This is a genomic window from Leptospira sarikeiensis, assembly GCF_004769615.1.
GTDB lineage: Bacteria > Spirochaetota > Leptospiria > Leptospirales > Leptospiraceae > Leptospira_B > Leptospira_B sarikeiensis.
Map to the genome: position 1 here is coordinate 34,060 of NZ_RQGF01000028.1, position 19,448 is coordinate 53,507.

Below are 19,448 nucleotides of genomic sequence, written 5' to 3' on the forward strand. Positions count from 1 at the left end.
TTTGCGACCGAGACACAGGAAGTGTCGAGGCCAGCGAAGCACGCCGCGGAACCAAGTTGAGCAGGATGCGAAACTGTGTAGCGGGCGAGTCCCTCCACTCGAGCCAAAAAAAATGTGGAATCAATATTCCAAAATTTCTTTGTTGCATTAAGTGAAAAAATGTTTAATGTTAGAGCTAACTTGATTTTTCCTTATCAAGTTTTCTTATCGTAATTATACACATTGTGAACTTACTCAAAATGAGAGAAAATTTTATCACAGGTCCTCAACCGCTAAGGTTAGCTCAAAAGATACAAACCGAGTTGTCTTATGGCTCTGAATCAACAGCAGTAGAGTTCACTTTAAGGCTTTGGAAAAAAGAGTTAGAAAAAGTAATAAAGAACGCTGTTGCAACAGAAGATGATTATATTTCACTCGGACTTGTTCTATTCAACCTAAGAAAATACGATGAATTTAATGATGTTCTGGAAAATTCGATCCGAATTTTTAAATCTCTACGAAGCCTAACAAATCAAGCCCTTGGGCAATTGAACATTCAATGGCAAAAGAAGAATTCGAATCAAGATAAAGAAATCGTAGAGAAATATTTTCAAAGCCGAATTAATCCGGAACAATTTCCATTTCATTTTGGTTTTGGAGTTTCAGAATTACACTTTTCGGATTTTATCCTTCCACTTAAAATCAATCTGAAAATTGATATTACAGTGAATTCAGAATTCATGATCCATTTTAAATCTGGGCCGATTTCTTTTTCCAGATTTTCAGAACAAGTTAGCGGGCCATTTTTAGCTTACTTACTCGAACAAAAAATCATATTAGATATTCAAAACGATACGCTAAAGAAAAGCATAGAGAATTATCTTTCCTCCTTTGCAGAAGAAGGGAAATTACAAGAAGCAATAGAAAATATTCGACCAAAAGAAAGTTCACCTAAAAATTTTGCATCTTACCTCCCAACTAATTTAATCTAGATGCTAAAGAAAAATCCTCTAATAGATCCGAATATTCGGCCTCTATGGGAAGAACTATTAAATAAAGACAGGGTATTTCGAGACAACGTTCATACATATTTTCAAGATTTAAATCTTCAAAAACTCCATCATAAAAAATTGAAAGTATCCTTTCTTGCTTCTGACTATAAACTTCATCACTTCGAACTTTACGTCAGCGGAGAACAAGTCTATATATCAGATCTTACAAGTGAAGAATCTCAAAAATAAACCCCACTCCAACAACCCGCGAAGGATCGAGCCGGGGTCAAAAAATCGCGCATGAGATTTTTTGACCGGAGGTGAGAGCCTGGCCCGAAGGGCGCGGCCTAATCCTTATTCCATTTTTGGAACAAAGGTAAAATCGCCTCGGCCAAAGGAAGGTCGGAGCTTTCGGTGATCTTCAGGTTATAAGGATTGGATTCCACGAGTTTCGAAGGAATTCCGTGAGTTTGGGTCCAGGTGCAAAGATCGGTGGGTTCGATCGAAGCAGGTTTTTCTAAAAGTTTTTTTAGAATATCTCCTCGGATTGCCTGAGGAGTTTTCATGAACCAAATTTTATCTCGATCCAAAAATCGAAAACCGGCCTCCTCTTCTTCCAGAACGGTTTCATAATTTCGAGTAGCGAGAGTTGCCACTCCGAATTCTTCCGTTTCTTTTGCAAGTCCATCCAATTCGTCAGCAGAAACAAAAGGCCTCGCAGCGTCATGGATGAGAATGATATCGTTGCTCGAAATTTGCAGAGCAGAAAGACCAGCTAACGTAGAACCATGCCTTGTTTCTCCACCTTCTACGATCCGATCTCTTTCTCTGAGATGTGGCGCGGACAGAGTTTCCGTTTCTTGGATATAGTCCTTATTGGAAACGAGTATGATACTTTTAGTCTTTCCCCAATTGAGAAAAGTTTCAAGGCTATGTAGAAGGATCGGTTTGCCGTTCAATTCTAAAAATTGTTTCGGCATTTTGGCTCCCATTCGAGAGCCAGTCCCTCCCGAAAGAAGAAGCGCGTAAATATTACCCGAGGGAAACCAGGACTTCATTTTGAAGGACTTGTTCCAGACTTTGTTTTTTCCGAACTAATTTAGGACTTCCATCCAAATCGATCAACACTTCAGGAGTTTCAGGATAAGAGTTATAATTTTTCGTGGACATAGAAGAGCAATACGCTCCAGTCCCTTCCATCACTACCAAGTCACCTATTTCAGGAGTTTCGGTAGTTCTCAATTGTGGCCCACCACCTTCTTCCTGAGTGATTAGGTCCCCGCTTTCGCAACAATGACCTACGTATACGAATTCACCTGTTTTAGAAGCGGAAGTCTCTTTTTGTGAGATCACGATCAAAGGATGTTTTGCAGCATAAAGTGCAGGACGTGTATTCACATCCATCCCCATATCCAATTTTACAAATGTATATCCGCCGTCTCCGGTAAGTACGATATCATCTACTTGGGAAATGATCGCTCCGTTATTCACCATTAAGAAGGATCCAGGTTCGATCTCCATTTTGAGTTGGATGCCTTTTTCTTTGGCGTAATTTTCGAAAAGTTCCTTCACAGGTTTTCCGATGACTTGAGGATCGGTGGTTTTTTCTCCGATCATTCTTCCTACTTTGAATCCACCGCCAAGGTTTACTGTTCTACAATCAGGGAATTGAGCCGCGATCTCCAAAGTATAATGTGCTACCGCTTTCCAAACTTCTGGATCGGAACCCGAACCGATATGAGTATGAACTCTTACAAGTTTCAGCCCGTATTTCGTGACGATCTCTTTTACTTTTCCGATCTCTTCGTGCCAGATACCGAAGGAAGAAGTTTTTCCTCCTACATCCGTCTTCTTGGTCGCACCCGAACCGAGTCCTGGATTAAAACGAACGCTCACTTCTTTTCCAGGAAAGTTTTTGCCAAATTCTTCCAATTGCCTTAAGGAGCAGGCGTTGAACTGGACTCCTTGGGGAATGAGTTCCTTCAAGGATCTCGCTAATTGTTGGGAAGTGAGTAGAATATCGGAAGGTTCGAATCCTGCAAGGATCGCGCGTTGCACTTCATGTTCTGAAGAAGCATCTATATGGATCCCTTTCTTTTTTAGGATCTCCAACACAGTTCGTCCAGGATTTGCCTTCATCGCAAATCGAACCGTAAGCCCGAAAGCATTCGGAAAGGCAAGAGCCTCATCGCAACTTTTTTCTATTCCTTTGCGAGTATAAACAAAAACAGGGGTTCCAAAATTTACTGCGATTTTTCTGGCTTCTTCGGGAGTCAAAAATTTAAGATTTTCTATTGATTGCATAGGGTTCGAGGGTTTTCTAGATCCTTCTAGGCCATCTTTTAGAGCGGTCCGGGTTTTTTCAAAGGCAAAATTCCGATATGGCAGGCAAAATCACTCATCTCGAAGCTCTCTCTCAAGTCTGCAAACATTTGGATCATGGCACTGCCGAGCAGAGAAAGATCGCAAAACTTTTAAGAGAAGAAGGTACCCGTAAATTCGCAAATATCGGTGCGATCGCTCCGGATATTTTTTACTTCTATCATGTTCTATCTCCTGTCCGGACCAAAAAAGCTCTTCCTTGGGGAGACCTAAGTCATCACGAAAACGTATTAGAATTGGTCTTAAATTTTTTGGACGGAGTTCTTACCGTCGAAGAAGGAATTTATAGAGATCGTTTTCTGGCTTTTACTTTAGGTTATATCATCCATTGCGCAGTGGATATCGTTACTCATCCTTATATCTTTTTTATCTCAGGTGATTATTATAGTCCGGATAAGCAGATCAGTTCCAAGGCACAATACAATCATATGAGAGTAGAGTTCGCTTTGGATTCTTGGCTTTTGGATTTTAGATGGGGAATGACCCCGAAGGCTTATGATTTCGTTCAGCATGTGGATGTGATCTTCAAAGGAAAAGATGGGAAGAAAAAAATGGATCCTATGCTTTGGAACTTTTGGCTCAAAGGTTTAAAAGCAACCTTCCCGAAAGAGTTCAGAGAAAAATACATCGGCTCGGAAGAAAAGATCATCCCGGGAGATATCCTGAACGAATCCTTCTTAGGGTATTTGTATTTTCATCGTTACTTGGATTCCAGAAGTAAGATCGTAAGAGCAGCACTTAGCTTTTTAGATACGATCACTTTGCATAAAGTAAATTCTTCCGTTCTAATGCTTCCGTTAAAGGAACATATAGACAAACGGATCATGAACGAAGAAAAAAGAGAATGGTCTTATCCCGCGGACCCGAATTTGGTTCGAAACGATTCTTTTGTGGAGTTGATCAATAAGGCCTGCGAGTCTGCAAAAGACGCAGTCACAAATGCGTGGGGTTATGTTCATGACAAAACTTCCCGTTCCGCAATGATCAAAGAATACCAAGGATATAATCTGGATACAGGACTTAGATTCCACGGAATAGATAAGATGAGACAATTCTCGCCTTTATAAATTATATTAGAAATAAATGAAATGAAACACGAACCTGTAGATTTTTTCACAAGATATTTTGTAGTTCTTTTTAGAGATAGGGTCCAGCCCAGACTGGATTCTTCCGATCCTGTGCGCAAACTTCTCTATCTTGTTCTTGGTCTTTTGTTTCTAAACGGATTCTTATTCGTATTCTCCATTAAGGATATTTGGCAGGTCCCGAAAGCGGATCGTTATGAAAAACCTTCTCTTCTATTCGGAATAAACTCGGAAGGAAAATACGAACCGATCGCAGAGTTTTATCGTTTCTCCAGAGTAGTGATCACTGACGAGGATCTTCCTGGAGGTTGGGAAGACAATAAGGTCATCCGTTGTTTTGTTTCCACAGAAGATAATAATTTCAGAACTCATAAGGGTCTGGATCTTCGAGGGATTTTCAGAGCGACCATGGTCAACCTTCTTGCAGGAAGAGTGAAAGAAGGTGCATCCACAATCACCCAACAGGTTGCAAGACTTAAGTTTTTAAACACAGAAAGATCCTTTTTACGTAAGGCAAGAGAAGCCTGGCTTGCAGTTTTACTCGAAGCAGTATTCGACAAGAAAACCTTGATGAATATTTATCTGAACGAGATCCCTCTTGGTCATGGAACCATCGGGGCAGGAGCGGCGGCCAAATTTTATTTCAGAAAAGATCTAAGAGACTTAAGCTGGGGAGAAGCTGCGCTCCTCGCTAGTTTGACCACAAGACCAAAGGAATTTTCCCCTTTAGTAAACCCGAATACATCCGCTTCTAAGGTCCGAGTTGTTTTCAAAAAACTGGTGGAGAACGGGATCCTGGATGTGGAAACCGCCGAAAGAGAATATGAGGCATTCTCCGAATATTATATTACTTTAAATCGTTCTCCTAATGATTCCGCGTTCTCGGATCGTCTGAACAAATTCCCATATTTTACTGAATATGTTCGTAAGAACCTAGCTCGTTATATCCCGGCTAATCAGATCTACGAGGGTGGTTTAAAGATCTACACCACCCTAAATATCCAGCACCAAACCCAGGCGGAAAAGGCTATGGCGGCTGGGTTAAAACAACAAACGATCCAATCCAACCAAAGAGCATTCACCAAAATCGATTCATTCGAAGATTCCTACGGCTCCACTTATCAACTTCTCGCGGAACTCCACGATCTTCCAGAATTCAAATTTAAGATCTCCAGATCTTATAGGACTTTTAACCGTGCTTGGCAGGAAGAATTTAGGGACGATTTAGCCGTTCTAAATTTGATCTCCGGAACAGAAGGACTTGGAGAAGCAATCGATTGGAACTATCGCAACCAAGCCACAGAAGATCATCTTCTTCCGGTAGAAGGTGCGCTTATCTCCATTCGCCCTGACACAGGTTATATAACTGCAATGGTAGGGGGTTCCGGTTTTAGATCCGATAACCAACAGATCCGAGCCTTCCAAGCATATAGACAACCGGGCTCCGCATTCAAACCTTTGGTCTATGCTTCCGCAATGGAGTACTATCATGAACATCCGGATGATAAGAAGAATGTAACGGCAGCCTCTCTTTTCGACGACTCCCCTTTACAGTACGTATTGGAAGACGGGGACGAATGGAACCCAAGTAATTATTCTGGAGAATATTCCGGATTCATCCGACTTAGACAAGCTCTAGAACTTTCTAGAAATAGTGTTGCAGTTCGATTGTTGGAACATACTGGCCTAAACAATCTTCTACCGAAATTAGAAAAACTTTTGCAAGTAGAGAACAGAAATCTTCCAAGAGACTTCTCCATTGCATTAGGAAGTTTTGAAGTATCCCCTTACGAACTCGCAAGATCCTACGCTGTATTCGCCTCAGGAGGAAAACAAGTATTTCCTCTTAGCGTTTTATATGTAGAAGATGAGCAAGGAAATCTGATCAAAGACTTCCGAAAAGAATTCGAATCCAAAGAAAGAAAAAGATTACTCTCACCCGAAACAAGTTACGTGATCACTTCCATGATGGAAGACGTGATCAAAAAAGGAACAGGAACAGGAGCGAGATCCTACGGACTCACGAGGCCTGCCGCTGGAAAAACCGGGACCACGAATAATTTCAGAGATGCTTGGTTTGCGGGTTACACTCCGGAACTTGTAGCGGTCGTTTGGGTCGGCTACGATACAGGAACACTTTCTTTAGGAAGAGGAATGTCCGGAGCAGTGGTCGCCGCTCCCATTTGGGGAAGATTTATGGCAAACGCTCTTTCCAGAGAAAAATCCAGATCTTTCGATTTCGGGGACGCTAAAATTGTTCGAAGGACCATCTGTTCTATCTCGGGAAAACTTCCAGGCTCTCATTGTTACCAAACAGAAGAAGAAGTATTCGATAAGGACACAGTCCCCAAGGAAGTTTGCGAAGACCATCGAGGAATGACAGAGCCGGATCCTACTCCGACCCATACCACAGAACCATCGACCACCAAGAAGAAAAAACCAAATCTCTTCGAAGGCGACGAGGACGTAATTCGTTAGAATTTATATGCAACGTTCGCGATGCTAAGGTTGCGACGAATTTGAAAGTTGACTTCGCTTCGCTTCAGTCACCGACTCAAGCAAGCTCGGTCGTTTTCTCGCTCCCGACGGGTCGCTGCGAAAGGCGATGAAGACGTAATTCGTTAAGGTTCGCATAGAGGACACCGAGATCACAAAGGGTTATTTTCTTAATCTAACTTCTTTGCGACTCCGCGGCTCTGCGTGCCAATTTTTTGGTTTTTAATTTCACGCAGAGGCGCAAAGACGCGGAGTTTAACTATTTCTTCCGCTCCTATACTCTCCGTGAACTCTGTGCCCTCCGTGCGAAATCTCCTACGAAACCTAGCTTGAAACCTTTCCCGATTCTCCTTCGCAAAAAGAGTTGTCGATTTCGGAACCGCCCACCAAATAGATGAATCAGCAGTCAGGAGTAACAGATGGCCATCGGTAAGGACAATAATAACAGCGTAATCGGCCCGGGTTCCATTTTTGAGGGCAAATTCTATATCGCTGGTTCCCTACGTATCGACGGAAAATTCGAAGGGGAAATCAAAACCGACGACGCATTATTTATCGGAGAAACAGGAAAAGTTCGCACAAACATTTCTGCAAGAGAAGTGATCGTAGCAGGAACTTTGATCGGAAATATTAAGGCGGAAACAGAAGTCCGCTTGGAAGAAACTGGACGTCTCTTAGGGGATATCATCGCACCTGCTCTCTCTTTGGCCAAAGGGGTAGTTGCAAAAGGAAATATCACCGTAACCGGCGGACAGAAGAAAGACGTGAAAAAGATCGTGGAAGAATCTTTTGGCGGCACAAGAACCCTGGACAACGGAAAGGAAGAATAACTAAGGCAACTTATAGTTCTTTTCCCACCTCTTAGACTTGTTCGAATCAAAAACTCGGGTGGATTCCCGCCCGATCGACCGATACTCATAGTATGATCTTCAAGAAACCCAGGCAGTTGACAGCCGGAAAGGAAATCCTCCGGACCGATAATTTCACTCTGATATACCTGGGTGCCTTTCACTTCCATTATTCCTTCTATTTCAGAGGAAATCTATATCATGGAAATCTGGACTTCAGAAGACGTAAGTTCAGGATCATTCCCCTAGTCGCTTCGGTCATTTTTACAATTATGTTCTTAGGAATTTGGATGAGCCCTTCCAACGCATCCATGGAATCTGCTTCTACTGAAGTAACAGAGAACGATCAGGAAGACTTAAAAGCCAAAAAAGGGGACGAGAAGTTTTTGGAGGAATCCGAAAAAGCAAAACTCACCATCCTAATGGCGAATGAGATCAAAAGTCCTTCCGATAAAAAGAAACAATTCAAAGTAGTTACCTATAAAGTTAAAAGGAACGAAACTCTTTCCGAGATCGCTACCCGTTACAAGGTCTCTATGGAGTCCATCGCAGGCTCTTCCAATATCAATATGGAAGACACATTATATCCGGGGCAAATATTACAAATCCCGAATAAACAAGGATTACTATATAAATTCAAAGCGGGAGACACTGTCGCAAAAGTTGCCTCCCTTTATAAAGTGAATCTGGATGAAATTTTAGAAGAGAACAAACTGGATGATCTGGACATTCTTCGTCCAGGCCAAAAAGTGTTCCTACCTGGCGCAGTCATTCCTGACCCTGCTCCTAAATGGGTGGTCCCAGTCACTTCTCATGTGGTCACTTCCAATTACGGATGGAGAACCTTCCCTCAACATAAATTCCACGAAGCTTTGGACCTAAAGGCAAATTATGAAGCGGTTATGGCGGCTCGTAACGGAAAGGTTGTCTTCTCAGGATGGATGGGAGGTTACGGAAACGCGATCGTGATCGAACATAATGACGATTTTAAGACCTTATACGCTCATAACTCCAGATTGAATGTAAAACGTGGGGACTATGTGGTCGCAGGTAAAAAGATCGCGACATCCGGATGTACCGGATATTGTTTCGGCCCTCACTTACATTTCGAGGTGATCCATAAGGGAAAATCAGTAAACCCTGGAAAATACCTGAAGGGCCTCAGCTACAAAAGAGGCTCCAAACCGAACCATTAAGATTTTATGATGATTCGTTTTTCTTTTTTAGTTCTTATCGGCTCGGCATTTTACTTCGGTTGTGGACAGTCCCCCTCCGAATATCTGGAGAAGAGGACCAATCATCATTATTCCTCCACCCAAGGTATCGAAGTTTTCTTTCATAGCTCTAGGGCAGTTAACCCAGGCACACAAGTCGCTTGCTCTAATTCTTATTTTTTGAATTTCGGGAACCTTAACTCACTATCCGGAAGTTGTCTCATCAATGTTCCTGCAGATAGAGAAGTAGGAACCCTTCCCTTTGGTCTCGGGAATCGGGAGAAGTCCTTTCAATTTTTAGAGCATAGGATCGGACTCCAAGGCAAAACCCCGGAAGAATTGGAAAAACTCTGGTGGAAACGGATAGAAGAAGATCCTTTCGAAGAAGTGATCGTTTTTGTTCACGGATTCAATGTGAATTTCGAGGAAGCAGTACTCAGAGCGGCCCAACTGAAATACGATCTGAAATTCCCTGGTAAAGTTGCTCTATACACTTGGCCGGCTGGAGGAGATAACTCCTCCATGTTTGGGACCTTATTCCTAAGGAATACTTACGAAAAAAACCTGATCTCCGCAAGAAGCAGTAGGGATTCCTTCAAAAATTTCCTTAGAAAGATGATCGGTACCAAAAAGAAAGTCCATCTCCTGGTGCATTCTATGGGCCATCAAGTCGCATTGAATTCGGTCTCCGAGATCTCCAAAGAATCAGGATCCAAACCTTTTCTGAAAGAATTAGTCCTAAATGCTCCGGATTATGATACCGGTGAATTTATTCTGATCCTGGACAGTTTACTCAAATCCTCTGAACGTATCACATTGTACTGTTCTCCGGGAGATTCTGCCTTATTTGCTTCCGCCCAGATCCATCAAACAGGAAGACTAGGCGCATGTTCCAAATTTCCTGGAGTGGATGTAGTAAATGTAAATCCGATCGATGCTTCTTTACTGTCATTAGGTCACGGATACTATTCTTCTCGTCCCATTCTTACCGATCTGTACCAGTTATTTCTGGGACTAGGTGCAGAAAAGAGACTCTTTATCCGAAAGTCTTTCGGGAACGAAAACTATATCCTTCGAAATTAAACCGTTCTAAGTTCGGAATCGATCCATATTTTTCAAAGAGTAATATTGGAAAACGAACAACGTTAGACGATATATCAAAAAATTTCCGAATCTAATCCGAAAGGATTAGGACTTCTTTTTCCGAGAACCCGTTGTTTTAAAAAAGATTACAAGATATAGATCTCATTCGATAAAAATATCGTCCGGGTTCGATTTTACTTGCAAAGATACGTTTGAAATTCTTCTGCCCTTTTCCGGTTACATTTTCGCGAATCATTCCATATTTATGTAGTTGAAACAATCGGTTTTATTCGTAGATTAGAAGTATGCTCACAAAACCTAAGATCCTAGTCGTAGAAGACGAAATCATAGTCGCGGTCAACTTAGGACAGAAACTCAAAAAATTAGGGTATGATCTCGTGGGCATCACTTCCTCGGGAGAAGAAGCGATCCAAAAGGCGGAAGAGAATCATCCGGATCTAGTCCTCATGGACATCAATATAGAAGGGAATCTGGACGGGATCCAAACCGCGGAACTTCTCCGAAATAGATTCCAAACGCCTGTCATTTATCTCACAGCTTATGCTGACGAAAATACTCTGAACCGCGCTAAAAGGACCCAGCCCCTGGGCTATATCGTAAAACCTTTCGAGTCGGATCAATTACGCTCTTCTATCGAAGTCGCATTGTATAAAAACGAGCTCGAACATAGAAATCGTAAGAACGAAGAAAGTTTAAAATCCACATTAAATCAATTGGAGTCGGGTATCCTTACTACGGACGAGAATGGACTCATCCTTTTCTGCAATCCTGTTGCAGAAAAGATCACTGGCTTAAGCTACGCAGAATGTATCGGGCAACCTTTGACCAAAGCATTAAAATTAGAAGAATCTAATTCTTCTTCCTACACGATCCCGATTTCAGAAGTATTAAGTTCCAATCAAACCATCGAAAAGAATTCCGTTTTTGCTGTAGACGGGATCGGGAATAGAACCTCAGTATCCGTCCAAGTCTCCCCTATCTTAAGCATAGAAGGAAAAGCAAGCGGCGCGATCACTGTTCTTCGTTTAGGAGAATTGGATAACACAAATCAATCTTATCTGAAAGAGATCCATCATAGGATCAAAAATAATCTTACAGTCATTTCTTCCTTACTGAGCATGAATGCCTCTAACCTAAAAGATCAGGAAACCTTGGATATATTCAAGGATAGCCAGCATCGTATTCAGGCAGTTGCACTTCTGCACGAAGTGCTTTATGAAAACCATGATCTGTCTTCTATCAGTTTCGATCTGTATGTTCGCAAACTAACGGATCTACTTTTTGAAGTGTATAAGGTAGATCGTGAAAAATTCAAACTCTCGTTGGATATCCAAACTTCTAGGATCCCTAGCGAAATGGGAATGAACTGCGCACTCATCATCAATGAACTTTTGACGAATTCATTCAAACACGGATTCAAAGGAAGAGATACAGGCTCTATACAAATTCGCTTTAGTTTGAATGACGAACAATATTTCTTAGAAGTCAAAGACGACGGGGTCGGACTTGCCGAAAATGTAAATTTGTCCCGTAATTCAGGGTCTTTAGGGCTTTCTCTTGTAGATTCTTTCGTAAAACTTCTAAGAGGAAAACTTAGTTTGGAAAACGAAGGAGGCTGCAAAGTCACCTTAAGTTTCCCTGCCAGACACGAAGCCTAAAAAACGTTTTACTCATTCATCGAATCGGATAACTCTGATCACGATGAAGACAAACTTTGAATTCTTTGAAATCACCGAGAGAGAAGACGGAGTAGCCATAGTCTTCTTAAACCGCCCAGACAAAAGAAACGCAATGAACTGGAGTTTCTGGAGAGACCTTCCGGATGTTGTGGAAGAGATCAATTCAAATCCTAAGATCCGCTCTTTCGTTGTCGCCGCAAAAGGAAAATCATTCTCCACAGGCTTAGACTTGGATTCATTCTTCCAAGAATTCGGAGCCGTTGTCCAGGGAACTTATGGGGACGATCGCAAAAAATTCTACGAATTAATCCTAAGAATGCAGAAAGGGATCAACGCAGTATACGATTCTCCGAAACCTTCTATCGCCGCAGTCCAAAAACATTGTATCGGCGGTGGTTTGGATCTGATCTCCGCATGTGATATTCGTTATGCAACGTACGACGCAAGTATTTCCTTAAGAGAAGCAAAAGTAGCAATCGTTGCAGATATGGGTTCTATCAATCGACTCCCCTCAATTATCGGACAGGGTCATACTAGAGAACTTGCATACACCGGAAAGGATATAGATGGAGAAGAAGCTCTCAGGATCGGATTAGTTTCTAAACTTTTCAAGGACCAGGACCAACTTCTGGAAGCTGCAATTGCAACTGCTTCCGAAATCGCTGCAAACCCTAGGATCGTAGTGGAAGGAACGAAGGAAGTAATGAACTTCTCCGAAGGAAAACCTTTAACTGTAGGCTTGAACTATGTCGCGGTTTGGAATTCCAGTTTTATGGATTCTAAAGATTTTAGAGAAGCGATGAAGTCTTTTAAAGAGAGAAAAAGACCTGAATATAACAAGAACTAAGATCCACTTTATCAGCGGACGTAGGAACTCCTACAAACTAAGCTAGAAGGAATTTTCGAAAATCCGCTATTAAACGTATAGATCCAAAAGCCTGGATTTTCCTTCGGAAGCCTGGGCTTGTAATTGAGATTCTACATTCAATTTTAAAAGTTTAGAGTTCAAATCAGACTGGGTCTGGAAGATCTCTCTAGGTAAATTCGCGATCCTTTCGATCATGAGAGCTTGGCTGGTTTGGCTACCAATTTCCATTTTCGTTACCTCGGTTCAAATTCGGGGGTTTTTTCTTTCCTTTGTCCCCATTTCAATCATCGGTTGATCTGTGGAAAACTTGATTATTTTAGGAATTTTTTTAGCCTGTCCCAGTCGTGGGTTTTCGGGAATTAATCATCAGCGCCATTCATAGGGAAAGGCAGAGAGAATTTACCAAAGCGTTCAATCTTTACAAAGAATCCCTGAATTTCACCCAAAACCCTAAAACCATCCTCAAAGTCAAAAATAGACAAGCTTGGTGCCAATATTACATTGGAAATACCAGAGAAACTTTGAATCTTTTTCAGGAATTGCAGGATCGTTTTTCCTCCCATCCGGAAAGTAGGCTGTATTACGCAAATTATCTGATCAAGGTCCATAATTATAAATCCGCAAAGAAGATCCTAACCTCCTCTATAGAGATCTTTCCGGATCAATTGGAATTATATCTTACCCTCGCAAGCTTATTGAAAGACACGGATAGATCCAACGAAGCGATCACAGTGTTAAAGCAGGCACTTTCTCAAGAAAAACTTTCCAGAGGAAGAGGGATCAAACGAAAAGATATCTGGTCGGAACTCGGTTATTTATATTATCAAAGGGGAGATTATAACTCTGCCCTGGCTTCTTTAAAAACTGCAATGAGAATGGAGGAAGAAGAAGCCTTCCTACATTACGATATGATCGCACAATGTTATTTGAAAGTAGCGGATCATAAGAATGCTCTTAAATTCATTGATCTTTATATCAAATATTTCGGCGATTCGGACGCGGATATTCTAGTAGTTAAAGCGCGTGCTCATGCTCAATTGCACGAAAGTCATTTGGCATGTGCTTCTTTATTGCAAGCTTACTCTATGGAAAACGGTTTGAAACTTTCTGCAGAAGATATGGTGGATTTCGGTCCTTTACTTCAGACCGGTTTTTTTGATACTTTAGAAAATGTAGAAATAGACGAAGCTTGAACAACAGTTTTAAGTTACAAATTACGATCCGTATTTTTAAGCTTTTACCATTCTACATTTGTAGGGCTTGCTTCTGTTGGAAAACCGGAAAGATCATATTTTCCGGAATTAATCACACCATTATCCAAAATGGATTTGATCTCGCTTCCATTCGCATTCAAAAAATTTTGTCCGACATAAACAAAATCTGAAAAAAGAGGATTTTGGTAAAAATTAAACACTGCATCAAATGGAGCAGTGTTATAAGGTACGTATGTGAAAAACGCAGGAAAAAATTTCGCATCATAACCACATGTACAAATTTGGCTTCGAGGTTCCATGTCGGTTTGAAGTTTGGACTCCCCATTATCAAACAACCCGTTTCCATTCGCATCAATCCAAAAACGCAGCTGGTTTTCATCGTAAATTACATTATAGGCGGAATTTATTGGCAGAACAAATTTTAATGGCCATCCATATATTGCCAAACTTGAAGAATCCGGCGCTAAAGTCCCGATATTACCTACATGAACTAAGTCAAAATCGTTATTATAATATTGAAAAGTAACGGCGCCGTTATGGAAACCTGTAGATTTTCCGGCATACCCATTGGATATAGATAGAAAAGCAAATGTTCGTTCCATCTCGTTTATATATTCCGGATAAAACTGTTCTCCGTCGGTGAAGTTTATTAACACGGAATTCATAGAAGAATAGAAATAATAATCTTGGCCAACTTGGCTAATTCTAAATGCTTTCGCATATCTCTGAAATTGATTATCTCCGTAGTTTTGATAATCATACTTTCTGAAATGGATCAAAGCCTTATTTTCTTTTGAATATAAGGTATTAGCCATTTTCACCACTGAATATTCCGAATAAAAATAAGTCGGAAATGGATTAACAATTTTATCAAAATATGAAAGAAGAATGGTTTCCGAAGAAGTATTAAAGTGTTCCACCTGGACAGTCACGAAACGTCTTAAATACTCATCCAGATCATACTTCATTTCTATGAAATAAATTTCATTTTCTAAATAAAAACGCAAAGAAACATTTCTATATTCTTTACCTTCGAATTCAATATTACCTAATGTAATAGCCTCCCCCAATCCAAGCATATCCGTATAATTTAAGATAATATATTTACATAGATCATTCTCTTGGATCACAGAATACACATTATCCATTTCTGCATTCAAGTTAGAGGTGAATAATTCTGATTGCTCCATAATCACCATTGCCCCAAGACTTTGGTTGGAAGATTTATTACCAAGTTTGATTAAATCTTTTTTAGTAGGAAGCGCCTGTATCAGATATTTTGGGGAGTTAGAGGTCGACTGAAGATTCACATATAAGAAATTCAATTTACTTAATGGATCAGCTCCGGAATCAAATCTGCATCCGGACGAGGAAATATAAAATCCGCAAATCAAGGCTGAAAAAAATAATGCTTTATTCATGCTGTAATAAAATGAAAAAACTACGAATGAATACCTTATAGGTTTTGGCTAACGTTAGGCGCAATAAAATTTTGCCGGATATTCCTTATTTTTGTTATATTTGCCGGGTAAAACTCTAAGATACGTTTTATTTTATAGAATAGTATATTCCATTTGTGATATAAGAAAATAGAGTTAAAGATTTTAAGAGAATAGAATTTATGCGGGAATTTTTAATTTTCTCCCCGCATATAGAAGGATTTTTACAGAGTTTATTTGCCTGAGAATTTTTTCTCCACGAGTTTCATAAGGAGATCTCCTTGTTCCGCAGTCATTTGATTCTGCTTTCCTAATGGAGAGTCCGATAGCTCACTATGATCATGAGAGTAAGGAACATTTCCCTTCTGCAAATCTTTAGAAGTTAAATAGATGGTCTTTGTTCCTTTGGTTATGCTTAAATAATCGGAATCATTTACTGACTTAGAATGATCTGCATTATTTTCCAACTCCACCTTCCCTTCACAATGGCAGATCATTGTTACATCTCCAATAACATTGGTATAGAATTTTGTTCCTCTCACACCCGCAGTACTTGTAGGAGTTCCTAAGCTAATCCCCTCACCTTTCACAAGTTTGTTGGAAAGTAACCAAGACCTTCCTTTCTCTTGGAAAAATTTCTTGTCCGCTTTGATATTATCAAAACGGAATCTGGAATCGGATTGTATCTCAAGTAAGGAAGAATTTTCGCCAAATGCGATTGTAGCAGTAGAACCAGCCTCTGTAACGAGCACATCTCCGTTTTGGATCTCTTGGCTTACGGAAACCTTTATTTTTTCCGGACCTCTTTCCAAAACCACAGTTCCCACAACGAATGTAATAATCCCTTTGTATTCTTCTACGTTCTTTTTACCGCAGGAGAATTGAAGGCATACGAAACCTAAAACGAACAGGATCGATACTTTTTTCATAGCCATCGATTCTTATGGCTTTGCTTAAAGAAGTAAATCCATTTTTATTCGGTATAGTAGGGAAGCCAAAGTATCGTTCTTTTATCTTGACTTCTCTTTCAATCACGAAAGCCTGAATCGCCATAAAGCCCGAGAGGTTCTAAATGAAATATTACTCAGTCGCCGAGTTAAATATCACTAGCGTCCGCTGGATCCCAGCGTATGTTCGAAATGTTACAAAAATGGTAGAACGTTACGGCGGAAAATATTTAGCAAGAACCTCGAACATGGAAAAAATAGAAGGGGAAAGAGAGAAACCCCAACTATTCCTGATCATCGAATGGCCTACTAAAGAGGCTTTGCGCAATTTTTATGAATCCGAAGAATACAAACCTTATTTAGAAAGCAGACTAAAAGGTTCGAACGGAGAATTTATTTTAGTCCCCGGCGAAGACGTAAATCAACTCGCTAACGTTCCGGAGTAAGCCAATTCGTAGAACTTAAAAAGAAAATATCAACCCTTTTCAATGAGTTTTCTTTTTAAGTCTTGAAACTCCTCTTCAGTAATTGCCCCACTTTGTTTTAAAGAGTGTAATTTTTCTAACTTTTCAGCAATGTCCCCACCATTCGGAATTTCCATAGGGCGAACAGGAGCTGCATTCGCACGAGTAATATCCTTTTCGGGTATCAATTCTAAAAAGATATCATATGTCTGAAGAGAAAATTGCTGTATCTTCTCTTCATTTTTTTCATCCAAATAATGGAATATAGTCACACGATCATCTACGATCTCGTGAGTTGTCGTAACGGGCGTATATTGTTGATCGGCATAAGTTTTGAATATTGGTCGATCCATTCCTGACACATGAGTTAAAACGTCTCTATTCCCTTTTAAAGTATAACCGACAATCTTGCTTTGTGGAAGTGTAACTAAAACGCAAGTGGAAGAAGATAAATTCTTTTCGTCAAAACAAACCATCGCCATATTAAGATTCCCGGGAGTCTCCCAAATATAAAAGTCTCCAATCCCAGATGCTGCCAAAACGTTCCCGAGTTCCCCCGGCCCCAATCCCCCCATTAAAGATGCATTTTTAGATACATTATTTTTTTCTAAAAATTCGGATTTAAAACTGTTAATGGAATCTTTAAACATATTCGATTCGTTTCTATCCTTAGATACTCCCAGCACAAAGGGAATGAATCCGATTAATGATATTGCGAAGAAAATGCAAAATATGATGAGCCCTTCTTCAACCTTATCCTGAACGACCAGGCCCAAAGAAGCGATTAAAAAGGAAGTATTCCCCAAAAAAAGTAGGACGCCATGCTTTAACACTCTAGCTCTGGAGAAATTTAACGGATGTTGTAAAAATACTTGAGGGTTAATTAAAGCAAAGATCGTAAGAAAAAATCCGATCATAAAACTCGTTGCACTAAGAATAAAAATAAACTTCGACAAATCCATCATTTCCTCTTAAAAAAGAGAAATATAAGTATAACGTGTAAATAGCAATATATTTATTTCATATTAGGAAATTCTGTAGAATTTTACTGGATACTTGAAAGAAAATCTCCCATTTGTTTAATACTTCTTTCGACTAATAATCTTTTTTTCACGCCAGCCCGTGCAGTTGGATTTCCTTTTTCTTTCGACTTTGCCTTAGCAGGTTTCGATACCTTATTATATTCAAGAGAAAGTTTAATCCAATATTCGAATTCCTTCTTGGTCTTAAGATCCTCTTCGCTGATAAACAAGAAACCTTTCATCAGATTTCCATTATGGATCATTGGTCTGGCTTTTTTCTTCTTTAGAACGGATTCGAATATTTCCGGATCTATTCTACACATCATCTCTTCGGTTTTGGCACAGACACACATTTTGCCGTTTACCATAAAACATAGGCCGCCAAACATCTTCTTTTCTTCCACATCTTCGTGACCAGCAAGAGATTCTCTGATCCGACCCGCTAACTTCTCGTTCAATGCCATATGTTTTGAAATGTAAGGAGCATTTTGAAAGAAATTCAAACTTCTTTTAAGGAAAGGAATGAAATTTTGTCATGGACAATCTAGATACTCATTCTATCAAAAGATTTCCAAGGATTGAGTTCCTACATCATTACAAACTGAAGTTAACCGTTTGGAAATTTTTTTCATAGTACCGATCGTAGCTGCACTCGCCAATCTGAGCTGTTTGATCGAAAACATCTGGAGAGACCACCCTTTCCATAGATTAATAACCGTATTTTATCTAGCGATCGGGATCCAAAACGCTTCCACTGCGGCAATGTGTATCACCTCTTCCCAAGAAGCAGGCCTTGCATGGTGGATCTTTCAATGTCATTCTTTCTTTGCATTGGCACCAATCCTTGTAGGTATGGCCGGTTTTTGCACGGGCAGAAGGATACTAAATCCTTTTACGATCTTAGTGTTAATACTCGCAGTGATTGCGGACTTTCTTTGCTCTTCTTTACCTAGAATGTTCGTAGTAGAGATCGTTACTTATAATTTCGGTTCTGGTCCCTTGCTTACACTTCGTGGAGGTATGATAGGAGGAGGAATACATGTTCTTTCTATGTGCTTTTGCATTTACTTCTTCTTAAAGCCGGTAAAATGGAACGTATTCTTTGATAAGAAATTTTTCATAAGTATATTTATGCTTTGGTGGTTGGCATTATTCTCAAACTTCCTTCCTCTATATGGTCAGGAACTACCTCCTCTTCATCCGGTAGCAGACTCAGTACTTTCAGTGATACTTTCCGTTTATTTAAACAGATATAGCGAAGCAAAATTCGGAATATTAAGGATCGGGGCGAATATTCTTATCTCGATCGCGATCGGCGTTTTATTCGGAATGTTACTTTGGTCTTTACTTGCGGCTATCTCGTTCCGAGAAATTTATGTGACTGCAGCTTCTTCTTTAATCGCCTGTTCTTTTCTTTCTTTTCTATTATTTCATCAATACAAATCGAATCAGGTATTCTCTATTCCAAAATTAAATTTGGAAAAATACGGTCTTTCCAAACAAGAGATCAGGATCTGCGAATTGATAGAAGAAGGACATAGTAGATCATTCATCCAACTAGTTCTGAACGTTTCCAACGGGACCTTACGAAATCATTTCAAAAATATTTATTCGAAAGTCCTACCTGAATCAAAATCTTCTTCCAAAGACCAATTACAAAGGCTAACCGTATTTCTTTCCAAGAAGAAATCTAAAACGGACTAAACCTTCGCTCG

19 protein-coding genes are annotated in these 19,448 nt (G+C 40.1%); 12 read left to right on the forward strand and 7 right to left on the reverse strand.

Going from position 1 to position 19,448, the window contains the following annotated elements:
- The first annotated feature begins 239 nt into the window (after nucleotides 1-239).
- Nucleotides 240-971 (forward strand): hypothetical protein, encoded by a 732-nt coding sequence (locus EHQ64_RS11425; RefSeq protein ID WP_135649620.1) that lies wholly within the window; start codon nucleotides 240-242, stop codon nucleotides 969-971.
- Nucleotides 972-1,220: a hypothetical protein gene (locus EHQ64_RS11430; RefSeq protein WP_135649621.1), complete on the forward strand. Its 249-nt coding sequence runs from the start codon at nucleotides 972-974 to the stop codon at nucleotides 1,218-1,220. It begins immediately after the preceding gene.
- 98 nt (nucleotides 1,221-1,318) lie between these two features.
- On the opposite strand, the gene EHQ64_RS11435 is transcribed toward EHQ64_RS11430, so the two are convergent.
- Both EHQ64_RS11435 and EHQ64_RS11440 read right to left on the reverse strand, forming a co-directional pair.
- On the reverse strand, nucleotides 1,319-2,029 hold the full coding sequence (locus EHQ64_RS11435; protein WP_135649622.1) for an IspD/TarI family cytidylyltransferase: 711 nt from the start codon (nucleotides 2,027-2,029) through the stop codon (nucleotides 1,319-1,321).
- Complete coding sequence (locus EHQ64_RS11440) at nucleotides 2,004-3,275, reverse strand: diaminopimelate decarboxylase (protein ID WP_135649623.1); 1,272 nt, start codon at nucleotides 3,273-3,275, stop codon at nucleotides 2,004-2,006. Before EHQ64_RS11440 ends, EHQ64_RS11435 begins: the two co-directional genes overlap by 26 nt.
- Nucleotides 3,276-3,352: 77 nt before the next feature.
- On the opposite strand from EHQ64_RS11440, the gene EHQ64_RS11445 reads away from it, so the two are divergent.
- The 7 genes from EHQ64_RS11445 (at nucleotide 3,353) to EHQ64_RS11475 (ending at nucleotide 12,626) form a co-directional block, all read left to right on the forward strand.
- The gene (locus tag EHQ64_RS11445; protein WP_135649624.1) at nucleotides 3,353-4,420 is read left to right on the forward strand and encodes a zinc dependent phospholipase C family protein; all 1,068 of its coding nucleotides are present in this window, start codon (nucleotides 3,353-3,355) and stop codon (nucleotides 4,418-4,420) included.
- Between the two features lie 21 nt (nucleotides 4,421-4,441).
- A complete protein-coding gene (locus EHQ64_RS11450) occupies nucleotides 4,442-6,916 on the forward strand; it encodes a penicillin-binding protein 1A (RefSeq protein ID WP_135649625.1) in 2,475 nt (824 codons plus the stop codon).
- Nucleotides 6,917-7,353: 437 nt separating this feature from the next.
- The gene (locus EHQ64_RS11455; protein ID WP_008593196.1) at nucleotides 7,354-7,764 is read left to right on the forward strand and encodes a bactofilin family protein; all 411 of its coding nucleotides are present in this window, start codon (nucleotides 7,354-7,356) and stop codon (nucleotides 7,762-7,764) included.
- Between the two features lie 92 nt (nucleotides 7,765-7,856).
- Nucleotides 7,857-8,978, forward strand: a complete 1,122-nt coding sequence (locus EHQ64_RS11460; RefSeq protein WP_135649626.1) for a peptidoglycan DD-metalloendopeptidase family protein — start codon at nucleotides 7,857-7,859, stop codon at nucleotides 8,976-8,978.
- A gap of 9 nt (nucleotides 8,979-8,987) precedes the next feature.
- The gene (locus tag EHQ64_RS11465) at nucleotides 8,988-10,079 is read left to right on the forward strand and encodes an alpha/beta hydrolase (protein ID WP_135650538.1); all 1,092 of its coding nucleotides are present in this window, start codon (nucleotides 8,988-8,990) and stop codon (nucleotides 10,077-10,079) included.
- Nucleotides 10,080-10,384: 305 nt separating this feature from the next.
- A complete protein-coding gene (locus EHQ64_RS11470) occupies nucleotides 10,385-11,758 on the forward strand; it encodes a histidine kinase dimerization/phosphoacceptor domain -containing protein (protein ID WP_135649627.1) in 1,374 nt (457 codons plus the stop codon).
- Nucleotides 11,759-11,801: 43 nt separating this feature from the next.
- Nucleotides 11,802-12,626 carry a crotonase/enoyl-CoA hydratase family protein gene (locus EHQ64_RS11475; RefSeq protein WP_135649628.1) on the forward strand — a complete coding sequence of 275 codons (825 nt, stop codon included), beginning with the start codon at nucleotides 11,802-11,804 and terminating at the stop codon, nucleotides 12,624-12,626.
- Between the two features lie 69 nt (nucleotides 12,627-12,695).
- Here the strand turns inward: EHQ64_RS11475 and EHQ64_RS11480 are convergent, their stop codons facing one another.
- Nucleotides 12,696-12,875, reverse strand: a complete 180-nt coding sequence (locus tag EHQ64_RS11480; protein WP_135649629.1) for a hypothetical protein — start codon at nucleotides 12,873-12,875, stop codon at nucleotides 12,696-12,698.
- 116 nt (nucleotides 12,876-12,991) lie between these two features.
- Here EHQ64_RS11480 and EHQ64_RS11485 point away from each other — a divergent pair, with 116 nt between their 5' ends.
- Nucleotides 12,992-13,840 (forward strand): tetratricopeptide repeat protein, encoded by an 849-nt coding sequence (locus EHQ64_RS11485; protein ID WP_135649630.1) that lies wholly within the window; start codon nucleotides 12,992-12,994, stop codon nucleotides 13,838-13,840.
- Between the two features lie 44 nt (nucleotides 13,841-13,884).
- Here the strand turns inward: EHQ64_RS11485 and EHQ64_RS11490 are convergent, their stop codons facing one another.
- Complete coding sequence (locus EHQ64_RS11490; RefSeq protein WP_135649631.1) at nucleotides 13,885-15,171, reverse strand: hypothetical protein; 1,287 nt, start codon at nucleotides 15,169-15,171, stop codon at nucleotides 13,885-13,887.
- A gap of 362 nt (nucleotides 15,172-15,533) precedes the next feature.
- Nucleotides 15,534-16,229, reverse strand: coding sequence for a FecR family protein (locus EHQ64_RS11495; protein ID WP_135649632.1), 696 nt, complete (start codon nucleotides 16,227-16,229; stop codon nucleotides 15,534-15,536).
- A 143-nt stretch (nucleotides 16,230-16,372) separates the two neighbouring features.
- Between EHQ64_RS11495 and EHQ64_RS11500 the strand changes: the two genes are divergently transcribed.
- Complete coding sequence (locus EHQ64_RS11500; RefSeq protein ID WP_135649633.1) at nucleotides 16,373-16,693, forward strand: DUF1330 domain-containing protein; 321 nt, start codon at nucleotides 16,373-16,375, stop codon at nucleotides 16,691-16,693.
- Between the two features lie 29 nt (nucleotides 16,694-16,722).
- On the opposite strand, the gene EHQ64_RS11505 is transcribed toward EHQ64_RS11500, so the two are convergent.
- Both EHQ64_RS11505 and EHQ64_RS11510 read right to left on the reverse strand, forming a co-directional pair.
- Nucleotides 16,723-17,667 carry an SHOCT domain-containing protein gene (locus tag EHQ64_RS11505; protein ID WP_167882391.1) on the reverse strand — a complete coding sequence of 315 codons (945 nt, stop codon included), beginning with the start codon at nucleotides 17,665-17,667 and terminating at the stop codon, nucleotides 16,723-16,725.
- Nucleotides 17,668-17,756: 89 nt separating this feature from the next.
- The gene (locus tag EHQ64_RS11510; RefSeq protein ID WP_246048732.1) at nucleotides 17,757-18,236 is read right to left on the reverse strand and encodes a TfoX/Sxy family protein; all 480 of its coding nucleotides are present in this window, start codon (nucleotides 18,234-18,236) and stop codon (nucleotides 17,757-17,759) included.
- A gap of 112 nt (nucleotides 18,237-18,348) precedes the next feature.
- Between EHQ64_RS11510 and EHQ64_RS11515 the strand changes: the two genes are divergently transcribed.
- A complete protein-coding gene (locus tag EHQ64_RS11515) occupies nucleotides 18,349-19,437 on the forward strand; it encodes a helix-turn-helix transcriptional regulator (RefSeq protein WP_135649635.1) in 1,089 nt (362 codons plus the stop codon).
- Nucleotides 19,438-19,448 lie beyond the last annotated feature (11 nt).

What these genes read in the sequence shown, in the direction of transcription:
- EHQ64_RS11425 (WP_135649620.1), top strand. Translation starts at nt 240, where the DNA reads ATGAGAGAAAATTTTATCACAGGTCCTCAACCGCTAAGGTTAGCTCAA.
- EHQ64_RS11440 (WP_135649623.1), bottom strand. Translation starts at nt 3,275, where the DNA reads ATGCAATCAATAGAAAATCTTAAATTTTTGACTCCCGAAGAAGCCAGA.
- EHQ64_RS11460 (WP_135649626.1), top strand. Translation starts at nt 7,857, where the DNA reads ATGATCTTCAAGAAACCCAGGCAGTTGACAGCCGGAAAGGAAATCCTC.
- EHQ64_RS11450 (WP_135649625.1), top strand. Translation starts at nt 4,442, where the DNA reads ATGAAACACGAACCTGTAGATTTTTTCACAAGATATTTTGTAGTTCTT.
- EHQ64_RS11435 (WP_135649622.1), bottom strand. Translation starts at nt 2,029, where the DNA reads ATGAAGTCCTGGTTTCCCTCGGGTAATATTTACGCGCTTCTTCTTTCG.
- EHQ64_RS11465 (WP_135650538.1), top strand. Translation starts at nt 8,988, where the DNA reads ATGATTCGTTTTTCTTTTTTAGTTCTTATCGGCTCGGCATTTTACTTC.
- EHQ64_RS11430 (WP_135649621.1), top strand. Translation starts at nt 972, where the DNA reads ATGCTAAAGAAAAATCCTCTAATAGATCCGAATATTCGGCCTCTATGG.
- EHQ64_RS11475 (WP_135649628.1), top strand. Translation starts at nt 11,802, where the DNA reads ATGAAGACAAACTTTGAATTCTTTGAAATCACCGAGAGAGAAGACGGA.
- EHQ64_RS11495 (WP_135649632.1), bottom strand. Translation starts at nt 16,229, where the DNA reads ATGAAAAAAGTATCGATCCTGTTCGTTTTAGGTTTCGTATGCCTTCAA.
- EHQ64_RS11480 (WP_135649629.1), bottom strand. Translation starts at nt 12,875, where the DNA reads ATGGAAATTGGTAGCCAAACCAGCCAAGCTCTCATGATCGAAAGGATC.
- EHQ64_RS11500 (WP_135649633.1), top strand. Translation starts at nt 16,373, where the DNA reads ATGAAATATTACTCAGTCGCCGAGTTAAATATCACTAGCGTCCGCTGG.
- EHQ64_RS11455 (WP_008593196.1), top strand. Translation starts at nt 7,354, where the DNA reads ATGGCCATCGGTAAGGACAATAATAACAGCGTAATCGGCCCGGGTTCC.
- EHQ64_RS11445 (WP_135649624.1), top strand. Translation starts at nt 3,353, where the DNA reads ATGGCAGGCAAAATCACTCATCTCGAAGCTCTCTCTCAAGTCTGCAAA.
- EHQ64_RS11470 (WP_135649627.1), top strand. Translation starts at nt 10,385, where the DNA reads ATGCTCACAAAACCTAAGATCCTAGTCGTAGAAGACGAAATCATAGTC.